Annotated in this window: 20 protein-coding genes and 1 pseudogene; 8 read left to right on the top strand and 13 right to left on the bottom strand. The window is 69.1% G+C overall.

Annotated features, from left to right (window positions below; all coding sequences use genetic code 11):
- From hsaA to ACIQF0_RS13605, 5 genes are read right to left on the bottom strand one after another with little or no spacing between them, the layout of a single operon-like run.
- Positions 1 to 1,167: a 3-hydroxy-9,10-secoandrosta-1,3,5(10)-triene-9,17-dione monooxygenase oxygenase subunit gene (hsaA, locus tag ACIQF0_RS13625; RefSeq protein ID WP_401028849.1), complete on the bottom strand. Its 1,167-nt coding sequence runs from the start codon at positions 1,165 to 1,167 to the stop codon at positions 1 to 3.
- Positions 1,164 to 2,174: a 4-hydroxy-2-oxovalerate aldolase gene (gene dmpG / locus ACIQF0_RS13620; RefSeq protein WP_401028847.1), complete on the bottom strand. Its 1,011-nt coding sequence runs from the start codon at positions 2,172 to 2,174 to the stop codon at positions 1,164 to 1,166. Before dmpG ends, hsaA begins: the two co-directional genes overlap by 4 nt.
- Entirely contained in the window at positions 2,140 to 3,018 is an 879-nt protein-coding gene (locus ACIQF0_RS13615; RefSeq protein WP_401028845.1) for an acetaldehyde dehydrogenase (acetylating), read from the bottom strand. The genes dmpG and ACIQF0_RS13615 overlap by 35 nt, the downstream gene beginning before the upstream one ends.
- A gap of 9 nt (positions 3,019 to 3,027) precedes the next feature.
- On the bottom strand, positions 3,028 to 3,798 hold the full coding sequence (locus ACIQF0_RS13610) for a 2-keto-4-pentenoate hydratase (RefSeq protein WP_401028842.1): 771 nt from the start codon (positions 3,796 to 3,798) through the stop codon (positions 3,028 to 3,030).
- The gene (locus ACIQF0_RS13605; protein ID WP_401028839.1) at positions 3,792 to 5,264 is read right to left on the bottom strand and encodes an FAD-binding protein; all 1,473 of its coding nucleotides are present in this window, start codon (positions 5,262 to 5,264) and stop codon (positions 3,792 to 3,794) included. Before ACIQF0_RS13605 ends, ACIQF0_RS13610 begins: the two co-directional genes overlap by 7 nt.
- 105 nt (positions 5,265 to 5,369) lie before the next feature.
- Between ACIQF0_RS13605 and ACIQF0_RS13600 the strand changes: the two are divergent.
- The 5 genes and pseudogenes from ACIQF0_RS13600 to ACIQF0_RS13580 all read left to right on the top strand — a co-directional run.
- A pseudogene (locus ACIQF0_RS13600) lies at positions 5,370 to 6,950 on the top strand (FAD-dependent oxidoreductase); the annotation flags it as partial.
- On the top strand, positions 6,947 to 8,074 hold the full coding sequence (locus ACIQF0_RS13595; protein ID WP_401028836.1) for a Rieske 2Fe-2S domain-containing protein: 1,128 nt from the start codon (positions 6,947 to 6,949) through the stop codon (positions 8,072 to 8,074). The pseudogene ACIQF0_RS13600 and the gene ACIQF0_RS13595, both read left to right, overlap by 4 nt.
- Positions 8,071 to 8,310 (top strand): hypothetical protein, encoded by a 240-nt coding sequence (locus tag ACIQF0_RS13590; RefSeq protein ID WP_360039310.1) that lies wholly within the window; start codon positions 8,071 to 8,073, stop codon positions 8,308 to 8,310. Before ACIQF0_RS13595 ends, ACIQF0_RS13590 begins: the two co-directional genes overlap by 4 nt.
- Positions 8,303 to 9,271: a 2Fe-2S iron-sulfur cluster-binding protein gene (locus tag ACIQF0_RS13585; RefSeq protein WP_401028832.1), complete on the top strand. Its 969-nt coding sequence runs from the start codon at positions 8,303 to 8,305 to the stop codon at positions 9,269 to 9,271. Before ACIQF0_RS13590 ends, ACIQF0_RS13585 begins: the two co-directional genes overlap by 8 nt.
- Before the next feature lie 10 nt (positions 9,272 to 9,281).
- Positions 9,282 to 10,109, top strand: coding sequence for a MaoC/PaaZ C-terminal domain-containing protein (locus tag ACIQF0_RS13580; protein WP_401028829.1), 828 nt, complete (start codon positions 9,282 to 9,284; stop codon positions 10,107 to 10,109).
- On the opposite strand, the gene ACIQF0_RS13575 is transcribed toward ACIQF0_RS13580, so the two are convergent.
- From ACIQF0_RS13575 to ACIQF0_RS13545, 7 genes are read right to left on the bottom strand one after another with little or no spacing between them, the layout of a single operon-like run.
- Entirely contained in the window at positions 10,096 to 11,067 is a 972-nt protein-coding gene (locus tag ACIQF0_RS13575) for a hypothetical protein (protein WP_401028826.1), read from the bottom strand. The genes ACIQF0_RS13580 and ACIQF0_RS13575 overlap by 14 nt on opposite strands.
- Before the next feature lie 11 nt (positions 11,068 to 11,078).
- Positions 11,079 to 12,224 (bottom strand): lipid-transfer protein, encoded by a 1,146-nt coding sequence (locus ACIQF0_RS13570; protein ID WP_401028823.1) that lies wholly within the window; start codon positions 12,222 to 12,224, stop codon positions 11,079 to 11,081.
- A complete protein-coding gene (locus ACIQF0_RS13565) occupies positions 12,221 to 12,604 on the bottom strand; it encodes a MaoC family dehydratase (protein ID WP_401028819.1) in 384 nt (127 codons plus the stop codon). Before ACIQF0_RS13565 ends, ACIQF0_RS13570 begins: the two co-directional genes overlap by 4 nt.
- Positions 12,591 to 13,520, bottom strand: coding sequence for a bifunctional MaoC family dehydratase N-terminal/OB-fold nucleic acid binding domain-containing protein (locus ACIQF0_RS13560; RefSeq protein WP_401028816.1), 930 nt, complete (start codon positions 13,518 to 13,520; stop codon positions 12,591 to 12,593). The genes ACIQF0_RS13565 and ACIQF0_RS13560 overlap by 14 nt, the downstream gene beginning before the upstream one ends.
- Complete coding sequence (locus ACIQF0_RS13555; RefSeq protein WP_401028813.1) at positions 13,517 to 14,644, bottom strand: acyl-CoA dehydrogenase family protein; 1,128 nt, start codon at positions 14,642 to 14,644, stop codon at positions 13,517 to 13,519. Before ACIQF0_RS13555 ends, ACIQF0_RS13560 begins: the two co-directional genes overlap by 4 nt.
- Positions 14,634 to 15,596 carry an acyl-CoA dehydrogenase family protein gene (locus ACIQF0_RS13550; RefSeq protein ID WP_401028810.1) on the bottom strand — a complete coding sequence of 321 codons (963 nt, stop codon included), beginning with the start codon at positions 15,594 to 15,596 and terminating at the stop codon, positions 14,634 to 14,636. The genes ACIQF0_RS13555 and ACIQF0_RS13550 overlap by 11 nt, the downstream gene beginning before the upstream one ends.
- Positions 15,597 to 17,498 (bottom strand): acyl-CoA dehydrogenase family protein, encoded by a 1,902-nt coding sequence (locus ACIQF0_RS13545; protein ID WP_401028807.1) that lies wholly within the window; start codon positions 17,496 to 17,498, stop codon positions 15,597 to 15,599.
- A 159-nt stretch (positions 17,499 to 17,657) separates the two neighbouring features.
- Between ACIQF0_RS13545 and kstR the strand changes: the two genes are divergently transcribed.
- The 3 genes from kstR to ACIQF0_RS13530 all read left to right on the top strand — a co-directional run bounded on the left by kstR (position 17,658) and on the right by ACIQF0_RS13530 (position 20,154).
- Positions 17,658 to 18,233, top strand: a complete 576-nt coding sequence (kstR, locus tag ACIQF0_RS13540; protein WP_245821835.1) for a cholesterol catabolism transcriptional regulator KstR — start codon at positions 17,658 to 17,660, stop codon at positions 18,231 to 18,233.
- A gap of 36 nt (positions 18,234 to 18,269) precedes the next feature.
- Positions 18,270 to 19,679, top strand: coding sequence for a hypothetical protein (locus ACIQF0_RS13535; protein ID WP_401028804.1), 1,410 nt, complete (start codon positions 18,270 to 18,272; stop codon positions 19,677 to 19,679).
- Positions 19,680 to 19,752: 73 nt separating this feature from the next.
- Positions 19,753 to 20,154: a hypothetical protein gene (locus ACIQF0_RS13530; protein WP_360039336.1), complete on the top strand. Its 402-nt coding sequence runs from the start codon at positions 19,753 to 19,755 to the stop codon at positions 20,152 to 20,154.
- Here ACIQF0_RS13530 and ACIQF0_RS13525 read toward each other — a convergent pair whose 3' ends face one another.
- The gene (locus tag ACIQF0_RS13525; protein WP_401028801.1) at positions 20,155 to 20,325 is read right to left on the bottom strand and encodes a hypothetical protein; all 171 of its coding nucleotides are present in this window, start codon (positions 20,323 to 20,325) and stop codon (positions 20,155 to 20,157) included. It abuts the gene before it with no gap.
- Positions 20,326 to 20,498: the final 173 nt, after the last annotated feature.

Genomic DNA, 20,498 nt, shown 5'->3' with positions numbered 1-20,498 from the left:
TCAGAACAAGCCGTCGCGGACCTGGATGCCGAGCTCGTTCTTGCCGTACAGCACGAGCACGCGCTCCGGGTCGTTGCCCGCGTGCACTCGTGCGGCGTGGGCGTCGCGCCAGAAGCGGGGCAACGGCAGACCGGCGTTGATCGCCTTGCCGCCCGCGCTCTCGAAGAGCAGGTCGATCGCGGCGAGCGCCCGCCCGCTGCCGAGCACCTGGTCGCGCCGGGCCCTCAGGCGCAGGTCGATCGGGATCTTCGTCTCGGCGACGGCGTGCGCCCACTCGTCGTTGATGTCCTTCTCCAGCGTCCACCACGCGACGTCGACGTCTGCCGCCGCGGTCGCGATCCTGACCTGCGCGAACGGGTCGTCGACCGACTTCTCTCCCAGGTACGCCGCCCGGACGCGTTCACGGGTCGCGTTGACGTGGAGCGCGTAGGCCCCGGTCGCCATGCCGATGATCGGCGCCGTCACCGCGTACGGGTGGATCGTGCCGTACGGCATGCGGAACAACGGGCCGGGGTTGACCTCCTGGCCAGGGCACTTGCACCGCGCGGTGTTCGACATGCTCAACGCCCGGTACTCCGGCACGAACACGTCGTTCACCACGATGTCGTTGCTGCCGGTGCCGCGCAGACCGACCGTGTCCCACACGTCGTTGATCGTGTAGTCGGAGATCGGCAGCAGGAACGTCCGGAAGTCGATCGGCTTGCCCTCGTCGTTCATCACGAGGCCGCCGAGCAGCACCCACGTCGCGTGGTCGCAGCCGGACGAGAAGCTCCACTTGCCGCTGAACCGGAACCCGCCCTCGACCGCGGTGGCACGACCTGTTGGCGCGTAAGAAGACGAGATCCGGGTGTCCTGGTCCTCGCCGAACACCTCGTCCTGCGCCCGGACGTCGAACAGCCCGACGTGCCACGGGTGCACGCCCAGCACGGACGCGACCCAGCCAGTGGATCCGCAGGCGCTGCCGATCAGCCTGACCGCGGTGTAGAAGTCGAGCGGATGCGACTCGAAGCCGCCGTACCGCGCGGGCTGCAGCATCCGGAAGAACCCGGTCTCCTGCAACGCCTTCACCGACTCCGGCGGCACCCTGCGCAGTTCCTCCGCCTCGGGCGCGCGTTCGGCGAGCGCCGGCAGCAGTTCCCGCACCTTGCCGAGGATTTCCTCGCTCATCGGACTTTCTCCCTGCTCAGCTCCAGTGCGATGTCGATCAGCTGGTCCTCTTGCCCGCCCACGAGCTTGCGTTCGCCCGCGCGGACGAGGATCTGCGCGCCGGACACGCCATAGCGTTGTGCCTGCGTGTACGCGTGTTTGAGGAAGCTCGAGTAGACGCCCGCGTACCCCATCATCAGTGCCATCCGGTCGAGCAGGCACTCGTCGGGCATGACGGGCCGGACGACGTCCTCGGCCGCGTCCACGATCTTGAAGAAGTCGACGCCGGTCTCGAATCCGAGCTTGTCGCAGACGCCGACGAACGCTTCGAGGGGCGTGTTTCCCGCGCCCGCCCCGAATCCGCGCACGCTGCCGTCGATCTGCTTCGCTCCAGCGCGTGCGGCGGCAACGGAGTTCGCGACGCTCAGCCCCAGGTTCTCGTGCCCGTGGAAGCCGACCTGGGCATCGTCACCGAGTTCGGCCACCAGTGCTTCAACCCGCTCCGAAACCTGTTCCAGGACAAGGGCTCCGGCCGAGTCGACCACGTAGACGCACTGACACCCCGCGTCGGCCATGATGCGCGCCTGCTTCGCCAACGCCTCCGGCGGCTGCGAGTGCGCCATCATCAGGAACCCGACGGTCTCCAGCCTACGTTCGCGGGCCAACTGGAAGTGCTGGACGGAGACGTCGGCCTCGGTGCAGTGCGTGGCGATCCGGACGATCGAGGCGCCGTTGTCCTGCGACACCAGGATGTCGTCCTTGACCCCGACACCCGGCAGCATCAGCACGGCGATCTTGGCCTGCTGAGCCGTCTCGACCGCGACCTTGATCAGCTCTTGTTCGGGTGTGTGGCTGAAGCCGTAGTTGAACGACGACCCGCCCAGCCCGTCGCCATGAGTCACCTCGATGACCGGGACCCCGGCGCCGTCCAGTGCGGCAACGATCGAGCGCACGTCGTCGACCGTGAACTGGTGCCGCTTGTGGTGCGAGCCGTCACGCAGTGACGTGTCGGTCAACCTGAGCTGCACGGGCGATCTCCTCCCCCACCTTGGTCGCGGCGGCCGTCATGATGTCGAGGTTCCCGGCGTACTCGGGCAGGAAGTCGCCCGCGCCCGCGACCTCCACGAAGATCGCGACCCGGCCGCCGTCGAACTGCGGCTCGCGCAGCAACCGGAATCCCGGGACGTACGACCGGATGTCGGTCTCCATCCGCGCGATCGAGTCCGTGATCGGGTCGGGATCGGTGTCCTCGGGAATCGCGCAGAAGATCGTGTCGCGCATGATCATCGGCGGGTCCGCCGGGTTCAGCACGATGATCGCCTTGCCCTTCGAAGCACCCCCGATCGCCTCGATGCCGCGACTGGTCGTGCGGGTGAACTCGTCGATGTTGGCCCGCGTGCCCGGTCCCGCCGACACCGACGCCACGCTCGCGACGATCTCCGCGTACGACACCGGAACGACCCGGGAAACGGCGTGCACCATGGGAATCGTGGCCTGGCCGCCGCACGTGATCAGGTTGATGTTGGGCGCGTCCTGGTGCTCGCCGAGGTTCACCGGCGGCACGACGTAGGGCCCGACCGCGGCCGGTGTCAGGTCGATCGCCCGGACGCCCGCCTCGGCGTAGCGCGGGGCGTTGGCCCTGTGCACCGCCGCGGACGTCGCCTCGAAGACGATGTCCGGCAGCTCGTCCTGACGCAGCAACCACTCCGCGCCGTCGACCGAGACCTCAAGCCCGAGATCGGCCGCGCGGCGCAGTCCCTCGCTGGCCGGGTCGATGCCCACCATCCAGCGCGGTTCCAGCACCTGCGAGCGCAGGAGCTTGTAGAGCAGGTCGGTGCCGATGTTGCCGGAGCCGACGATGGCCGCCTTCACCCAGTCACCTCATTCGAATTTCAGGTCGACAGAACCGAGTCCGGCGAACTCGGCGCGGAACTCGTCACCAGGCCGGGCGTCGATGGCGCGCGTGCACGAACCGGGCAGCACGATGTCGCCGGCCAGCAACCGGACGCCGAAGCCCGCGACCTTGGCCGCCAGCCACGCCACCGCGATCGCCGGATCGCCCAGCACGGCGTCACCACGTCCCTCTGCGACCACCTCGCCGTTGCGCCGCAACGTGGCCGCGACGGCACCGATGTCCAGTTCGGACGGACGAACGCGTTCGGAGCCCAGCATGAACCCGGCCGACGACGCGTTGTCCGCGATGGTGTCCTGCAGGCCGATCCGCCAGTTCTCGATCCGGCTGTCGATCAGCTCGATGGACGGCACGACGAACTCGGTGGCGGCCAGCACGTCCTCGACCGTGCAGCCCTCGCCGGGCAGATCGCGGGCCAGCAGGAACGCGATCTCCACCTCGACCCGCGGATACAGGTACGCCGACGCGTCCGCGGTTCCGGCCAGCTGCATGTCGTCGAGCAGGTGGCCGTAGTCGGGTTCGTCGACGCCCATCATCTGCTGCATCGCCAACGACGAGAGGCCGACCTTGTGGCCGATCACGTCCCTGTTGCGGTGCCGGACGTTGAGCAGCTGGATCTCGTACGCATCGACCACGTCGATGTCGGGATACAGCTCCACCAATGGCTTGATCGGCACGCGGTCGCGTTCCGCCGTCCGCAGCAGTTCGGCGGCCGCCTCCCGTTTCTGGATCGTCAGCACCGGGCCTCCCCTGCTCGAGTCGATTTGGCTACGTGTTGCCCCGCACGGCGGCCCGAGAAGACGCAGTCGGCGAGCGCGAGGCCGCTGACGTAGGACTCCGAGCACACCCCGACCGCGGACCGGCCCGCCGCGTACAGGCCTGGAACTCCTTGCACCTGACCGGTGTCCTCGTCCACGACGAGCCCACCGAGCGTGAGCATCGGGCACGGGTAGCCGAACCCCGCGCGCACCGACACGTTGATCAACGAATAGGGCGGCGTCCCGAACGGCTCGGGCACCGCGATTCCAGCCTTGGCGGCCACTTCCTCGATGGTCGGCGCAGTGACCATGCCTCGTCCCAGCAGGTAGCGGACCTGCCAGCGCTGGAACGGCGCCGTCTGCGTCTTCACCTGGGCCCGCGCGACCTGGAGGATCTCGTCGTCGATCAGCAGCCAGGCCTTGCCGCCGCGTTCGACGATCGCGCCTCCGTTGGCGGCGCCGTACAGGGTCGCGTCCCCGAACCGCTGCCCGGCCGAGTCGACCAGGACCCCGCGCTGCAACGCGCTGGGCGGCGTGACGAACCGCCACACCGAGATCTTGTCCATCCGCGCGGTCTTCCCACCGGCGGCCACGCCGAGCCGGATCCCGCCACCGTCGTCGCCGGGCGTGCCCAAGGCGAGGCCACCGCGGTAGGCCGGAGCGTTCTCGTGCACCAGCGCCCGGTTCGCGATGAAGCCGCCGGCCGCGATGATCACGCCCTGCCCGGCGGTGACCACCAGCGGCCGGCCGAACCGTTCGAGCCACGCTGCCAGCCCGAACAGCCTCTTGCCCAAAGGCGGGTAGTAGAGCCACGGCTTCGCGCCCGCCCTGGACAACGCCCCGTGCAGAAGCCGTGGAAACCCGGTGAGGGTCCGGCACCGCACGCCGGTCACCCTGCCGTCCGTGACGACCAGTTCGACGGCCCGGGTCTGCGGCATGATCCGCACGCCCGCACGCCGGGTCGCTTCGGCCAGACGAGTGAAGAAAGCCTTGCCCGACGTGCCTTTCGCCCTGGTCCGGTGCCCGCGAGGAGCCGGGTCGGGCCAGGCGTCCTCGCTGCCGGACAGGTAGAGGTAGTAGTCGTCGGTCGGGTAGGAGGTCTTGAACGGCGACACCCGCGCGTCGAACGGCACGCCCTGGTCCTCCAGCCAGGCCAGCATCTTCGCGCTGTCCTCGCAGAACCGCCGAAGGGTCTCCGCAGACACCGCGTCCCGGACCTCGTGCCGCAGGTAGGAGAACATCGCGTCCACCGAGTCGGTGACACCGGCCTCGACCTGCTGCCGCGTCCCGCCACCCGCGTAGACGACACCGCCGGACAACGCGGTCGCGCCTCCACCGGTGAACCGGTCCAGCACCACCACGGACGCGCCAGCCGCCGCGGCCTCGACGGCGGCGCAAGCGCCGGCCGCGCCGAAGCCGATGACGACCACGTCAGCGGTGACTTCCACGCAACCCTCCAGAAACAGGTTCTTGGTGAGTCGACTTGCCTGGAACTCCTACACCATAGCGCCAAACCGCCTCAGAACTATAACCTGTTCTAGTCTGAGCTTCGGGAGGGTGCGATGTACGACGTGATCGTCGTCGGCAGCGGCGCGGCGGGCATGACAGCCGCGCTCTGCACCGCTCAACACGGCTTGCGGACCTTGATCATCGAGAAGGCCGCGCACTACGGCGGCTCGACCGCGCGGTCGGGCGGCGGCATCTGGGTGCCGAACAACGCCGTGGTCGCCGCCAACGGCATACCCGACTCGCCAGAGCGGGCCAGCACCTATCTCGCGCACATCGCGAGCGAGGTCCCGGCCGAACTGCGGGAAGCGTTCCTGGACGCCGGACCGGCCATGCTGGCCTTCATCCGCGCCCACACGCCGCTGAGGTTCCGCTGGGTCCGCGAGTACTCCGACTACTACCCGGAGGCGCCAGGAGGGCAGCCACGCGGCCGCTCGGTGGAACCACTGCCGTTCAACGCGGCACTGCTCGGCGACGAGGTCAAGGACCTCGAACCGCCGTACGTGCCGACGCCGGCGGGCATCGTGATCACCCAGACCGACTACCGCTGGCTGACGCTGATCGGACGACACCCGCGCGGCATCTTCACCGCCGCCAAGGTCTTCGCCCGCCGGTTCCTGCCCGGCCGCCGCCTGACGATGGGTCAGGCGCTGTCCGCGGGCCTGCGAGCAGGGCTGAAGGCGCTGAACGTCGAGGTCAGGCTCAACACCGCGATGACGGACCTGCACCACGAGAACGGCCGGGTGGCCGGGGTTCTCGTCGGCGAGAAGCTGATCCTGGCGAAGCACGTCGTGCTGGCGTCCGGCGGGTTCGAGAACAACGAACGGATGCGCAAGCAGCACCAGGACATCGGTACGGAATGGACGGTCGGCGCCAAGGCCAACACCGGTGACGGCATCGAGGCCGGGCAACGCGCGGGCGCGGCCGTCGGGCTGATGGACGACGCCTGGTGGGGCCCTTCCGTCCCGTTGCCGCGCGGCCCGTTCTTCCTGCTCGCGGAGCGTTCTCTGCCCGGCTGCGTGCTGGTCGACAAGACCGGCCGCCGGTTCGTGAACGAGGCCGCGCCGTACATCGACGTGGTCAACGCGATGACCGGCGACACCTGGCTCGTCTTCGACCACGCCTACCGCAGCCGCTACCCGTTCTGCGGCATCCCGCCGCGCCGCCCGCTCCCCCGGCGCTGGAAGGACTCCGTGCTCACGGCGCCCAGCCTGGAAGAACTGGCCCAGCAAGCCGACCTGCCGGAACTGGCGGACACCGTGCGGCGGTTCAACACCCTGACCGTGGAAGGCAAGGACGCCGACTTCCACCGCGGCGACAGCGCGTACGACCGCTACTACGGCGATCCGCGCACCAAGCCGAACCCCAACCTGGCGCCACTGACGACCGGCCCGTTCTACGCGGTCAAGATCGTGCCCGGCGATCTCGGCACCAAGGGCGGCCTGCGCACCGACACTCACGCGCGGGTGCTGCGCGAGGACGGGTCGGTGATCGACGGCCTCTACGCGGCGGGCAACACCAGCGCGTCCGTCATGGGCCACACCTACGCGGGCGCGGGCGCCACCCTCGGACCGGCGATGACGTTCGGATATCTGGCCGGCCTCGACATCACTGGAGGAAAGCGATGACGCAGGACAGCGTGCGGACGATCGACGCCGGCGCGCCTCCAGCGAGGTTCGCGCGCGGCTGGCACTGCCTCGGCCTCGCCAGTCACTTCCGCGACGGCAAACCTCACCCCGTGGAGGCGTTCGGCACGAAACTCGTGGTGTTCGCCTCGGAGGACGGCAAGATCAACGTCCTGGACGGGTACTGCCGGCACATGGGTGGCGACCTCACCCAGGGCACGGTCAAGGGCAACAACATCGCCTGCCCGTTCCACGACTGGCGCTGGGCCGGCAACGGCAAGTGCGTCGACATCCCCTACGCCAAGCGGGTGCCGCTGCGGGCGCGCACCCGGTCGTGGATCACGCTCGAGGAGAACAAGCAGCTCTTCGTGTGGAACGACCCGCAGGGCAACCCGCCGCCGGAGCACATCACGATCCCGCGCATCGAGTCGGCGTTCAGCGACGAGTGGAGCAACTGGACCTGGGACTCGGTGGTGATCGACAACGCGAACTGCCGCGAGATCATCGACAACGTCGTCGACATGGCCCACTTCTTCTACATCCACTTCGCGTTCCCGACGTACTTCAAGAACGTGATGGAGGGCCACGTCGCCTCGCAGTACCTGACCACGCGCGGCCGTCCGGACGTCGCAATGGGCTCGAACTACACCGGTGACGTGGAAGTGCGTTCCGAGGCCGCGTACTACGGGCCGTCGTACATGATCGACTACCTGTGGAACGACTACAAGGGCCTCGAGATCGAGACGGTGCTGATCAACTGCCACTACCCGATCTCGCCGACCTCGTTCAAGCTCCAGTGGGGCGCGATCGTGAAGAAGCTGCCGGGTGTGGACGACGTCCACGCCGACAAGATCGCGGAGAAGTTCGCCCGCGGCATCGGCGTCGGGTTCCTGCAGGACGTGGAGATCTGGCAGAACAAGTCGCGCATCGACAACCCGTTGCTGTGCGAGGAGGACGGGCCGGTCTACCAGCTCCGCCGTTGGTACGAGCAGTTCTACGTCGACGTGGAGGACATCAGCGACGACATGGTGCGGCGCTTCGAGTTCGAGGTCGACACGAGCCGGGCGATCGAGGTCTGGGAGAAGGAGGTCGCCGAGAATCTCGCCCGTCAGGAGTCGGCGACGTGAGCGAGCGCGACGAGTTCCTGGTCGGTGGCATGGTTCCGGTCCGGTGCGACTGCGGGAACCGGGTGCTGGTCAAGAAGAACAGCCCCCAGCACACCAGCGTGCAGTGGCTCTCCGACACGTCCACGTGCGTCGAGCTGTGCGGGCCGCGGTCCGCCTTCGTGCCCACCTGTCTGCGGCTGCGTGACGGCATCGAGAAGGCCGTGCGCGAGGGAACGCTGGAGGTCGCCGATGGCTGAGGTGCACCGGCTGCGGGTCGACGCCGTGATCGAGGAGACCGCCGACGCGCGTTCGTTCGTGCTGTCGGGCGTGGACTTCGCGGTGAAGCCCGGCCAGTTCCTGACGGTGCGGGCCGGTGACGTGGCGCGGTGCTACTCGCTGTCCAGCGCACCGGGTGAGCCGTTGAAGATCACGGTCAAGCGGACGCCGGACGGGTACGGGTCGCACTGGATGTGCTCGTCGTTGCTGGCCGGCATGGAACTCGACGTGCTGGCGCCGGCCGGGGTGTTCACGCCGTCGTCGCTGGACGGATCGCTGCTCGCGTTCGCGGCGGGGAGCGGGATCACGCCGGTCATGTCGATCATCCGGGCCGTGCTCGGTAAGGGTTCCGGACGGGTGTTCCTGGTGTACGCCAACCGGGACGAGGCTTCGGTGATCTTCGCCAGCGAGCTCTCCGAACTGGCCCGCTCGTACCCGGAGCGGCTGACCGTCGTGCACTGGCTGGAGTCGGTGCAGGGACTGCCTTCCGTGGCGGGACTGCGAGCGTTCGTCCGGTCGTGCGACGAGGCGTTCGTGTGCGGTCCGGGGCCGTTCATGGAGGCTGCTCGCAAGGCGTTGCACGACGTTTCGGTCGTGCACGTCGAGAAGTTCGTGTCGCTGTCCAGTGATCCGTTCTCCGACGTGGTTCCGGTGGTCGACGATCGGCCGGACGCGGTGGTCGAGGTCGAGCTGGACGGTGAACAGCACCGGTTTCCGTGGCCCGCGCGCACGAAGTTGCTCGACCTGCTGCTGGAGAAGGGACTCGACGCGCCGTACTCGTGCCGGGAGGGTGCGTGCAGCGCGTGCGCGTGCCGGCTGGTCGAGGGCGAGGTCAAGATGCTCAACAACGACGTGCTCGACTCCGACGACATCGCCGAGGGCATCGTGCTGGCGTGCCAGTCGGTCCCGGTCACCGACATCGTGAAGATCAGCTACGAGTGAGGGGCGCCTGATGCCGATCGACCCGGACGTCGCTGTGGGAGCGGAACTTCCCGAGATCAAGTTCTCCTGGGCCGAGTCCGACGTGCTGCTCTACCACCTGGCTCTGGGCGCGACCGAACTCCGTTACGTCTACGAGCAGGGGTTGCGGGTGCTGCCGACGTTCGGCGTGGTCGCGCCGCGCTTCCACGAGACCGCGCCGCCCGCCGTGTCGTTCCCCGGCGTCGACATCGACCTGGCCCGGGTGTTGCACGGAACCCAGGAGATCACCGTGCACGCTCCCCTGCCTGCCGAGGGCGAGGCGGTGTTGCGGACGCGGATCGCGGACGTGTGGGACAAGGGCAAGGCCGCGGTCATCGTGCAGGAGTCGACGGCCGTGACGCCGGACGGGACCGCGCTGTACACGACCCGGTCCAGCATCTTCGCCCGCGGCGAGGGCGGGTTCGGTGGAGACCGCGGGCCTTCGGGCAAGGTGGAGGTGCCGGCACGCGCACCGGATTTCGTGATCGACACCCCCACGCTGCCGCAGCAGGCCTACCTGTACCGGTTGTGCGGTGACCGGAATCCGTTGCACGCCGATCCCGAGTTCGCCGTCCGGGCCGGGTTCGACGCGCCGATCCTGCACGGGCTGTGCACGTACGGGGTGGTGTGCAAGGCCGTGATCGACGCGATGCTCGACGGACCGGAGCAGGTGTCGTCGTTCGAGGCGAAGTTCGCGGGCGTGGTCTTCCCCGGCGAGACGCTGACGACGCGGGTGTGGCGGGACGGTCAGCGTCTCGTGCTGACGACGTTCGCCGGCGACCGTCCCGTCCTCGCGGACGCGGTCCTCACGACCGTGTGACGGCTTCGGTTCCTTCGTCCCAGCGCCAGCCCGGCTCACTGCCCCGCAGGTGGACGCCGCCGATCCACCGGTCGACGCCGTTGATCGTGACGTGGTCCGCCGTGCCCGCGAGCACCTGAGCCCCGGCGCCGGTCAGGCTCAGGCGGGTGTGGCGGGTGATCCGGTCGTCCGACGAGGTGAGCAGTGGGACAGGCGCGTGCGCCAGCCGTTCCATGATCAGGAAAGACCACGAGTCACCGAGATAGGGGCGCGTTTCCCTGGCCGCGGCGCGGACGAACGCCGTGCCCGCGTCGGTAGCCCCTCTCGCGACCGCGGCCAGCACGCGTCGTTCGGTGAGCGACAGACCGTCGCGAGTGGACGGGTACTCGCGACCGAGCCGGTCGAACGCCTCGGCGAGGAACCGCAGTTCGCCGGAGCGCCGGGCGGCGATCTCCGCGATGCGTTCAGGCGTGGGCGCCCGGAAGGCCGCCCACGCGTCGACGGCCAGCTCCAGCGCGTCCGAGGTCAGGACCGCACATGCCTTCGTCGCGGGCAGTTCCCGCAACTGTTCCGCCGTCAACTCGCCGAGGCCGCCGAACCGGGCGATGCCGGGGTACTCGCCGATGCAGATCAGCGTGATGCGTTGCGCCGGAACGCCCAGGCCGGCCAGGCGGTCGAGGATCTGGATGATCTGCAGCTGGTCGTACAGATCGGCTTCGAACCACAGCACGTACTCGCCGTCCCTGTCGGCCTCCAGAAGCCGGTCGCGCTCGGCGAACATGGCCGAGCCCTCCGCGCGGTCGTCGACGCCGCTCTCCGTCAGGAAGGCGGCCCTGATTCCGCGCAGTTCCTCGGGACCCATGTCGGGCACGGGGCCTTCGTGCAGCGAGTCACGCCAGTACAGGACGCGCTGCGCGAGCCCGGTGCCCGGAACGTCGGTGCTGTCGCCATTGCTCACGTGCAACGCGGGCTCGGTCATGGTCGGCCAGTTTAGGCCTCCCGGCCGAGCACGAGGCCGCTGGTCGGAACGCCGGTACCGGCGGTGACCAGGACGTGGTCGACGTTCGCGACCTGGTTCACGGCGGTGCCGCGCACTTGGCGCACGCCCTCGGCGATGCCGTTCATGCCGTGCAGGTAGGCCTCGCCGAGCTGCCCGCCGTGCGGGTTGAGCGGGAGCGTTCCGTCCAGTTCGAGCGCCCCGGACCGGACGAAGTCCTTGGCCTCACCGCGTCCGCAGAAGCCCAGTTCTTCAAGCTGGACCAGGACGAACGGCGTGAAGTGGTCGTAGAGCACGGCGACGTCCACATCGGACGGACCGATGCCCGACTTCTCCCACAGTCCCCTCGCCACCACGCCCATCTCGGGCAACCGGGTCAGGTCGTCGCGGTAGTAGCTCGTCATCGTGAACTGGTCCACGCTGCTGCCCTGCGTCGCGGCCTTGACGTGCGCGGGCCTGTTCGGCAGGTCGCGGGCTCGTTCGGCCGAGGTGACGACCAGCGCGACGCCGCCGTCGCTCTCCTGGCAGCAGTCCAGGAGCCGCAGCGGTTCGGCGATCCAGCGCGACGACTGGTGGTCGTCCAGCGTGATCGGGCGGTTGTGGAACCAGGCGTGCGGGTTCGTGGCGGCGTGCTTGCGGTCGATCACCGCGATCCGGCCGAAGTCCTCGCTCGTGGCGCCGTACTCGTGCATGTACCGGCGGGCGAACATGGCGACCATCGCGGCCGGCGTGCCCAGACCCATCGGGTAGGACCAGCTGTTGTCGATGTTGGCCGCTGCCGCCGTCTGGACCTGCCCGAACCGGTGCCCGGAGCGTTCGTTGAACGCCCGGTAGCAGACGACGACCTTCGCCGCGCCGGTCTCCACGGCCATCGCGGCCTGCTGCACCGTCGCGCACGCCGCCCCGCCGCCGTAGTGGACGCGACTGAAGAACGTCAGCTCCGGGATGCCGAGTTCGCGTGCGACCGCGATCTCGGCGTTGGTGTCCATGGTGAAGCTGACCAGGCCGTCCACATCGGACGGTTCGAGGCCCGCGTCTTCGAGTGCGGCCCGGACGGCCTCGGCCGCCAGCTGGAGTTCACTGCGGCCGGAGTCCTTGGAGAAGTCGGTCGCGCCGATTCCGACGATCGCGGCGTTCACGCGGGCACCTCGATCTTCACGGTTCCGGTGACGTGGTCGCCGTGCGCGGTCCGGCCGACGACCTCGATGGTCAGGTCCTGCCGCTCGCGTTCGATGACCTGGCCGAAGAACTTCAGCGTGTCGTAGGCGAAGCAGGGCGCACCGAGCTTGATGTTCACCTGGCGCACCAGCACTTCCGGGCCCGCCCAGTCCGTGACGTAGCGCTGCACCAGGCCGGTCGTGGTGAGGATGTTGATGAAGATGTCCTTCGAGCCGCGCTGGATCGCCAGGTCGCGGTCGTGGTGCACGTCCTGGAAGTCCCGGGTGGCCAGCGCGGTGCTGATCACGAACGTCGGGGTGGCCTCGACGTGCCACTCGGGCAGGGAATCACCGATCCGCACGGGGCCTCCAGCTCGGCATCGTCAGGTCGTCGTCGACCTTGGTGAACACGACCTCGACCCGTTGCCCGACGCTGGGCTCGCCGTCCAGTTCGCCCAGCATCCGCACGCCCTCGTCCAGTTCGATCAGGGCGATGACGAACGGGGTCTGCTTGCCGGGCACCTGCGGGTGGTGGTGCACGACGTAGCTGTAGACCACGCCGTAGCCCTCCGAGACGAGGTACTTCGGCTTCGTGGCACCACATTCCGGGCACATCGGGCCCGGTGGGTGGCGCAGGAGACCGCAGCCACCGCACCGCTGGATGCGCAACTCGCCCTGCCGGGTGCCTTCCCAGAAGTACTCGGTGTCGCGGTTGACGGACGGCCGGATGGCCTGGATCTCGGGGGCCGCCGGCTGCGCGGCGGGCGCACTCGACTGGGCGGAGGCGGCTTCCGGCTGCGGAGCGGGCACGTGGGCGGGCTTGAACTTCAGCACCCGGAACCGCATCTCGGCCACGGCCTCGTCGCCGACCCACCAGGTGCTCCTGGTCGTGACGAACCAGCCCTCGCCGAGCCCGGTCCTCTTCGGCCCGGTCACGTCCTCCAGGCTCGTCGTCACCGAGAGGTGCTCGCCGACCTTCAGGTAGCGGTGGTAGGTCTGGTCGCTGTTGGTCGCGACGACCGAGGTGTACCCGGCCTCGTCCAGGATGGTCATCATCGCGCCGAGCGGGTCGTCCAGGGTGCGCTGGCCCTTCAACCCCGCCATCGTCCAGACCTGGACCATCGCCGGCGGCGCGATCCCGTCGTAGCCGGGGTGTTCGTCGCCGATGGCCTCCAGCCAGTTGTTGATCATCGGCTGGTTGACGAGGTCACGAGCCAGTCGTGGCGCGCATTCGCCCTGCTCGGCGATGCGGGCGGCCTCTTTCTCGATGTCGGTCATCGCACCACCCGGGGTAGGCCCAGTCCGATGTTCGCGATCAGCTCGCGCTGGATCTCCTGCACTCCCCCGCCGAACGTCAGCACGAGGTTGCGGCGTGCCTGCACGTCCAGCCACTTCGTCAGTTCGGCTGGTGCGCCGTGGCGTCCGACCAGCTCTTCGAGCAGCCGGCCGATGCGCTGGGTCCGGTCCGCGGCGAACACCTTCGTGGCCGACGCGTCCGCGACCTCCAGCTCACCGCCGGCGACCTGCCAGTTGAGCAGCTCGTTCACGCGGTGGACGGCCCGCGCCTCGGCGAGTGCCCGGCGCACGTCCGGTTCGTCGAGGAGCTGACGTTCCGAGGCCCAGCCGTGGACCCGTTCGACCAGCGCGCCGAGCCGTCCGGACGGGCCGAGCATGACGCGCTCGTGGTTGAGCTGGGTGGTGATCAGCCGCCAGCCCTTGTTCTCCTCGCCGACCCTGCGGGCCTCGGGCACGCGGACGTCGTTGTAATAGGTGGCGTTGACGTGGTGGGCGCCGTCGCACGTGATGATCGGCGTCCACGAGTAGCCGGGGTCCGTGGTGTCGACGATCAGGATCGTGATGCCCTTGTGCCGCGAGTCCGCGGCCCCGGTGCGGCAGGCCAGCCACACGAAGTCGGCGTCGTGGCCACCCGTCGTGAACGTCTTCTGCCCGTTGACGACGTAGTGATCGTCTTCGCGGACCGCCTTGGTGCGCAACGCGGCCAGGTCGGTGCCCGCGTCCGGTTCGGTGTAGCCGATGGCGAAGTGGAGATCACCACTGAGGATCTTCGGCAGGAAGAAGTCCTTCTGCTCCTGGGTTCCGTACGTCTGCAGCGTCGGGCCGACGGTCTGCAGCGTCACGTACGGCAGCGGGACGTCCGCGCGAGCGGCCTCGTTGACGAAGATCTGCTGCTCGATCGGACCGAACCCCAGCCCGCCGTACTCCTTCGGCCAGCCGACGCCGAGCCGTCCGTCGCGCCCGAGTCGTTTGACGAGCTCGCGGTAGGTCACGCCGTGCCGTTCGGTCAGCATCGCCTCGCGTTCGGCGTCGGACATGACGGTCGCGAAGTACTCGCGCAGCTCGTCGCGCAGCTTGAGCTGTTCGGCGGTGAGGTCAATGAACATCGATGGCTCCCAAGCGGTGCTCCACTCCGCCGACGAACCGCGTCAGCTCCTTGGCCATGCCGTAGTAGCGGTGCATCGGGTAGGTGATGTCGAGCCCGAGGCCGCCGTGCAGGTGGTGGCAGGTGTGCACGGCCGGCAGGGCTTCCGCCGCGAGCCAGTAGGCCGCCGTGTCGAGGTCGTTGTCGTCGAGGCTCCAGGCGGCCGTCAGCGCGGCCAGGTGCAGGGTGCGGGAGGCGATGTAGACGTCCGCGACCAGGCACGCCGCCGCCTGGAAGGTGGCCAGCGGCTTGCCGAACTGGTGACGGGTGCCGACGTGCTTCACGGTGAGGTCGAGTGCTCCGGCCAGCACGCCGTCCGCCACCGCCGCCGCTCCGGCCAGCGCGAACCGGCGGATGCCCTCCTCCGCGCCTTCCAGCAGTTCGCCTCGAGCGCCGTCGAGACGGACGGTTCCCTCCGATGTGGACACACCGGGTTGCGCCGGGTCGACGACGAAGACTCCGCCGCTCGTGCTGACGAGGATTCGTCGCGCCTCAGCGGCATACGGCACGTTGATCTTCACGCCGGAGATGCCGTCCGGTCCTGCCGTGGTTTCCGGCGTGGACGGCAGAGGTCTCGAAGGTTCGCTCAACGCCGCTGTCAGCACGCCGTGCTGTTCGGTCACCAACGGCAGCAAGGCGTCCTGCTGCTCCGGCGTTCCGTACCGGACGATCGGCAACACGCCCAGCGCGAGCGTGGCCAGTGCCGGAACGTCCACCGCCCGCCGGCCGACCTCGGTGAGCAGCACGGCCGTCTCCAGCACGCCGAGCCCGTCCCCACCGAGCCGTTCCGGAACGGCCAGGGCCAGCAATCCCGCCTCCCCCAACGCCTTCCAGGGGGTCGCGCTCTCCCTGCCCAGCACGTCGGCCGCCAGAGCGGCGATCTCCTGCTGGGTCTCGTCGAGCTGGAAATCCATCTAGGGCTCCCTCGGTAGACCGAGAATTCGCTCGCCTGCCAGGTTCATCAGCACTTGCGTGGTTCCGCCCGCGATGCTCAGACACCGGGTCAGCAGGAACTCGTGGATCAGCTCACCCTCGACCGCGGCGTCCGGCCCGAGGATCTCGACCGCGAACTCGGCGACGTCCTGCCGCTGCCGCACCCCGGCCAGCTTGCGGACGCTGGACTCCGCGCCCGGCTCCTGCCCGTTCAGCACCCGCAGGCTCGCCCGCAGGTCCAGGACGGACACCGCCAGTCCCTGCGCCACCAGGGCACCCAGCCGTTCCGCGTGGTCAGCGGCAGCCGGTGACCTCAGGACCTGTTCCAGCGGCTCGCCGAGTGCCGAGCCCATCGCGACGCGTTCGTTCGCGAGGGTGGTGCGGGCCAGCCGCCAGCCGTCGTTCACCGCGCCGACCACGCAGTCATCCGGCACGAACACGTCGTCCAGGAAGACCTCGTTGAACCGCGCGTCGCCGGTGATCTCCCGCAACGGCCGCACGTCCACGCCGGCCGCGCGCATGTCGACCAGGAAGTACGTGATGCCCTTGTGCTTCGGGACGCCGGAGTCCGTGCGGGCCAGGCAGATCGCCCAGTCGGCCTGGTGCGCGAGCGACGTCCAGACCTTCTGCCCGGTGAGCTTCCAGCCACCGTCGACGCGCTCGGCCTTGGTGCGCAACGAGGCCAGGTCCGAGCCGGCCTCGGGTTCGCTGAACAGCTGACACCAGGTCAGTTCCCCGCTCAACGTCGGTGGCACGAACCGTTCCTGCTGCTCCGGCGTTCCGTGGCGGAGGATCGTCGGTCCCGCCCAGCCTCCGATGATCAGATCCGGCCTGCGCACCCCGGCGCGGACGAACTCGCTGTCGATGACCATCTGCCTGGCCTGGTCGGCGTCCTGCCCGTACGGCTTCGGCCAGTGCGGCACGAGGAATCCGCTGTCCGCCAGGCGTTCTCGTTGCGCGGCGGCGTCGAGCCCGGCGATCTCCTCCGCGAACGTCCGCACGTCGGGATCCGACTCCACCTGGACGGTGAGCGACCGGCGTGCCCCGGCCAGCGCCAGTTCGGCGACACGTCGGCGCCAGAACGCCACGCCGCCCGCGAGTTGCCGCAACGCCAACGCCCGGCGCAGATAGCGATGCGCGTCGTGCTCCCAGGTGAAGCCGATGCCGCCGAGCACCTGGACGCAGTCCTTGGCGTTGCGGACGGCCGCGTCGAACGCCACCGCCGCCGCGACCGCCGCCGCCAGCGGGTGTTCCTCCTCGCCGACCGACCGCGCCGCGTCCCAGGCCACCGACGACGCCTGCTCCGCCCGGCACAACATCTCCACGCAGAGGTGCTTCACGGCCTGGAACGACCCGATGACACGCCCGAACTGCTGACGCTGTTTCGCGTACTCCACAGCGGTGTTCAGGCACCACGCGGCGATCCCGCTCGCCTCGGCGGCCATCAACGTGACCGCGAGATCGGTCGGGTCGTCGACCGTCTGCCCGGGCGCGTTGACCGTGACCGACCCGAGCGAACGTGAGTGGTCCACGGCTTCCAGTGCGGTGAGCGACACCTGTTCGGCCGGAACGAGCATCCAACTGTCCGTTTTGAGCAACATGTGCGTCGCTTCGGCGGCACCGACCACATGATGGGACGAGAACCCGAACCCCGCGATCCCCTCGAAGTCCGGGAACAGCACCGACACCAGCGCCGTGGGCAGCAACGGCCCCGGCACGAGGTTCTCGGCCGCCCGCTCCAGCATCACCGCGAGATCGGCGACCGTGCCGCCCTCCCGCGTCACCTCGAAGAACCCGACCTTGACGAGATCTGCCCACTCACCCTTGGCGGCGTCCACGCTGTCGCGCAGAGCCCGTTGTTCCCCGGTCGTGGCGATCGGCATGCGGCCTCCTCCAGTACGTGAAGAAGTTTATAGAACGTGTTCTATTTACGGCAACAGATCATGGCTGGGAAACCGATCGAGTATGATGCGAAGGCAGCTGCAACACGTTCCAGGAGGATCATCTCCGTGTCACCTTCGAAGTCGCGCACGGACGCGCTCATGGCGGGCGACGAGCTCAGCTCAGCCGCCCAGCGCGAGCGTCGCAAGCGGATCGTCGACGCGACCATCGCGCTGGCGTCGAAGGGCGGGTTCGACGCCGTCCAGATGCGCGCCGTGGCCGACCGCGCGGACGTCGCACTGGGCACGTTGTACCGCTACTTCCCCTCGAAGGTCCACCTGCTCGTGTCGAGCCTCGCGGTGGAGCTGGAACGCGCCCAGGAGAAGATGGACCGCACCACCGTCCCCGGCGAGAGCCCGTACGAGCGCGTGTTGTTCGTGCTCGGCCGCATAACCAGGGGCCTGCAGCGCAACCCGCACCTCACCGAGGCGATGACGCGCGCGTTCACGTTCGCCGACGCCTCCGCGGGCGCCGAGATCGACCGCGTCTCGCTGCTCATGGAGAGCATGTTCACCAAGGCGATGAGCGACGACGCCCCGACCGAGGAGCAGAAGGCCATCGCCCGCGTCATCGGCGACGTGTGGCTGTCGAACCTGGTCGCCTGGGTCACCCGCCGTGCCACCGCGACGGACGTCGCGAACCGCCTCGAACTCACGGTGCGCCTGCTGCTGAAGTGAGCCCGCCGGCGTCGCGCCGTCACTAGGATCGGCGGCATGGGTCTGCACGGCGACGCCGCCTTCCGGTTCCTCGTTCCCGACGCACCTCCGTACCGCCGCACGGACGGCGATCGCGTCCCGTCGCTCGCCCCGTCCCGCATCGGCGTGCTGAACCAGCTCCGGACGACGCCCGGCATCGCCCGCCCCAGCCTGGTGTCCTCGTGGTCGGGGTCGATCGACCGGCTGCTGTTCGCGTTCCCGTCCTACGGCGTGCACACCCCGGAACTGGCGGCCGGCTACCGGTCGGTGATCGGCGCGCTGCGGCCGGGCACCGGGTTCGTCGTGGTGCACCACGAAAGCGACCGCCAGACCGTCGAGAGCTGGTTCACCGAGGCCGGGCACACCGCCCAGTACGTGCCGATGCCCGACTACGTCGACTTCACGGACTGGGCGGAGGACGGCTACCTCGCCCTCACCGACCAGGGAGAGGCCGGAACGTACCTGCTGGAACCGTGGTCGTTCCCCCGCTCCGGCGACTCGCTGATCGCGGACGCAGTCGAGGAGTTCGGCCCGGTGCGGGCGACCCAGGCACCGCTGGTGTTCCAGGGCGGCAACTGCCTGATCGGCGACGACTTCTGGCTGCTCGGCACCGACTACTTCCTGGACACGCTGGAACTCGTCCAGAGCGGTGAACTGCCGATCTCGGTGCCGGCGGGGCGGACGGCCGTGGAGTTCGTCCGGGAGCTGTTCCGCAGGCACGTCGACAGCGACCGCGAACTGGTCCTGGTCGGCACGAAACGCCCGTTGGGGCTCAAGGCGTACTACGCGACGGTCGACGCCGGTGAGTACCACCTGGACATCCCGGGCGGCGGCGTCGGGGACGTCCAGCCGATCTTCCACATCGACATGTTCGTCACGCTGGTCGGACAGGTGGACGGCCGCTTCCGCGTACTGGTCGGCAGCCCCGCGCTCGCGGACACCGCCCTCGGCACCAAGTCTCCGTACGGCCTGCAGAACGCCTACGACGAGATCGCGGCGGACTTCGAGGCACGCGGCTTCGACGTCGTGCGCAACCCGCTCGTGCACCGGCCGCACATCTCCCAGCAACTCACGTTCGCCGCCCTGCGCGCGTTCGCCGACACCCCCGACGGCGCCGAACTGCGCGAGGTGGTCGCCGAGTTCGCGGCGGCGGGCGCCGTGGCCGACACGACCGTCGAAGTGCGGTCCTGGCACCACATCACCTGGAACAACTGCCTCGTCGAGAACAGCGCGGAAGTGGGCAGGAACGTCTACCTGCCCACGTTCGGCCACGGTGAGAACGCCGACCTCGCCGTGATCGACGACGAGATGGAGCGGCTGTGGAGCGAGATGGGGTTCTCGGTCCACCGGCTCGCCGACTTCAACGCGTTCGCCAGCCGCCAGGGCGTGGTCCACTGCATCAAGAAGTACCTGGAGCGCGGCGCGTAGTCCCCCGGAATGACCCGCGAGTCACACCACCGAACGATGCCGGTGCACGCTGTTCACCCCTAACGTCTGTCCTATGAAGACGACGCTCATCGTCCTCGTCGTGCTGACCGTGATCGGCACCGGGACCGTGGTCCTGGTGAACCACTTCGGCGGCTGGAACACGTTGGTGGGCAAGGCGTGGGCCATCACGTACGAGGTCGAGTCCCAGCCCGCCGAGACGGCCGTCGACGTGACGTTCGCCCAGTCGCCCACCCGCTACCGCAAGGAGACACCGCAGTCCGCCACCGTCTCGACGGCGCTGCCGTGGAAGTTCGAGGTCGTGGTCAACGCGGGCGAGAAGGCGCAGGTCTCGGCCACGCCCAGGGGCGACCAGGTGTTGTCGTGCCGAATTCTGCTCGACGGCATGAAGGAGTTGGCGACCGTGACCGGGAGGCCCGGCGAGAAGGTCACCTGCGAGACCGTGACCGCCTCCTGATCACCGCCGCGCCAGCCTGCGCAGCAGCACGGGCACCACGACGACCACGAGGGCCCCGCCCACCACGTACGTCCAGGGTGCCTCGACGCCGAGCACCCCCATGGCGCCGCCGACGACGAGGCCGAGCAGGACCATCCCGAGCACTTCCCACAGCCGGATCTTCCGCAGCACGAGGCCGCCCCTCCCCCAGGCCGGCCCACCCGCCGGCGATCACCCGGCGGATCGGCCTCCCCGGCACCACGGCAAACCCGCCGGACGGTTCACGCTGATGAACCTTGTACCGGAACCACGCCCACCTCATTGACCAGCCGAACCCTTACTGCTTGTGTGGCCCCGAGCACAGG

Source organism: Lentzea sp. NPDC092896 (genome assembly GCF_044754905.1).
Taxonomy (GTDB): Bacteria; Actinomycetota; Actinomycetes; order Mycobacteriales; family Pseudonocardiaceae; genus Lentzea.
This window is presented reverse-complemented; position numbering and strand designations above follow the sequence as displayed.

Excerpts from the sequence above, each read along its gene's own strand:
- ACIQF0_RS13530 (WP_360039336.1), top strand. The coding sequence starts at position 19,753 with ATGAAGACGACGCTCATCGTCCTCGTCGTGCTGACCGTGATCGGCACC.
- ACIQF0_RS13580 (WP_401028829.1), top strand. The coding sequence starts at position 9,282 with ATGCCGATCGACCCGGACGTCGCTGTGGGAGCGGAACTTCCCGAGATC.
- ACIQF0_RS13555 (WP_401028813.1), bottom strand. The coding sequence starts at position 14,644 with ATGTTCATTGACCTCACCGCCGAACAGCTCAAGCTGCGCGACGAGCTG.
- ACIQF0_RS13545 (WP_401028807.1), bottom strand. The coding sequence starts at position 17,498 with ATGCCGATCGCCACGACCGGGGAACAACGGGCTCTGCGCGACAGCGTG.
- ACIQF0_RS13535 (WP_401028804.1), top strand. The coding sequence starts at position 18,270 with ATGGGTCTGCACGGCGACGCCGCCTTCCGGTTCCTCGTTCCCGACGCA.
- ACIQF0_RS13560 (WP_401028816.1), bottom strand. The coding sequence starts at position 13,520 with ATGACCGACATCGAGAAAGAGGCCGCCCGCATCGCCGAGCAGGGCGAA.
- kstR (WP_245821835.1), top strand. The coding sequence starts at position 17,658 with ATGGCGGGCGACGAGCTCAGCTCAGCCGCCCAGCGCGAGCGTCGCAAG.
- ACIQF0_RS13575 (WP_401028826.1), bottom strand. The coding sequence starts at position 11,067 with ATGACCGAGCCCGCGTTGCACGTGAGCAATGGCGACAGCACCGACGTT.
- hsaA (WP_401028849.1), bottom strand. The coding sequence starts at position 1,167 with ATGAGCGAGGAAATCCTCGGCAAGGTGCGGGAACTGCTGCCGGCGCTC.
- ACIQF0_RS13595 (WP_401028836.1), top strand. The coding sequence starts at position 6,947 with ATGACGCAGGACAGCGTGCGGACGATCGACGCCGGCGCGCCTCCAGCG.
- ACIQF0_RS13585 (WP_401028832.1), top strand. The coding sequence starts at position 8,303 with ATGGCTGAGGTGCACCGGCTGCGGGTCGACGCCGTGATCGAGGAGACC.
- ACIQF0_RS13550 (WP_401028810.1), bottom strand. The coding sequence starts at position 15,596 with ATGGATTTCCAGCTCGACGAGACCCAGCAGGAGATCGCCGCTCTGGCG.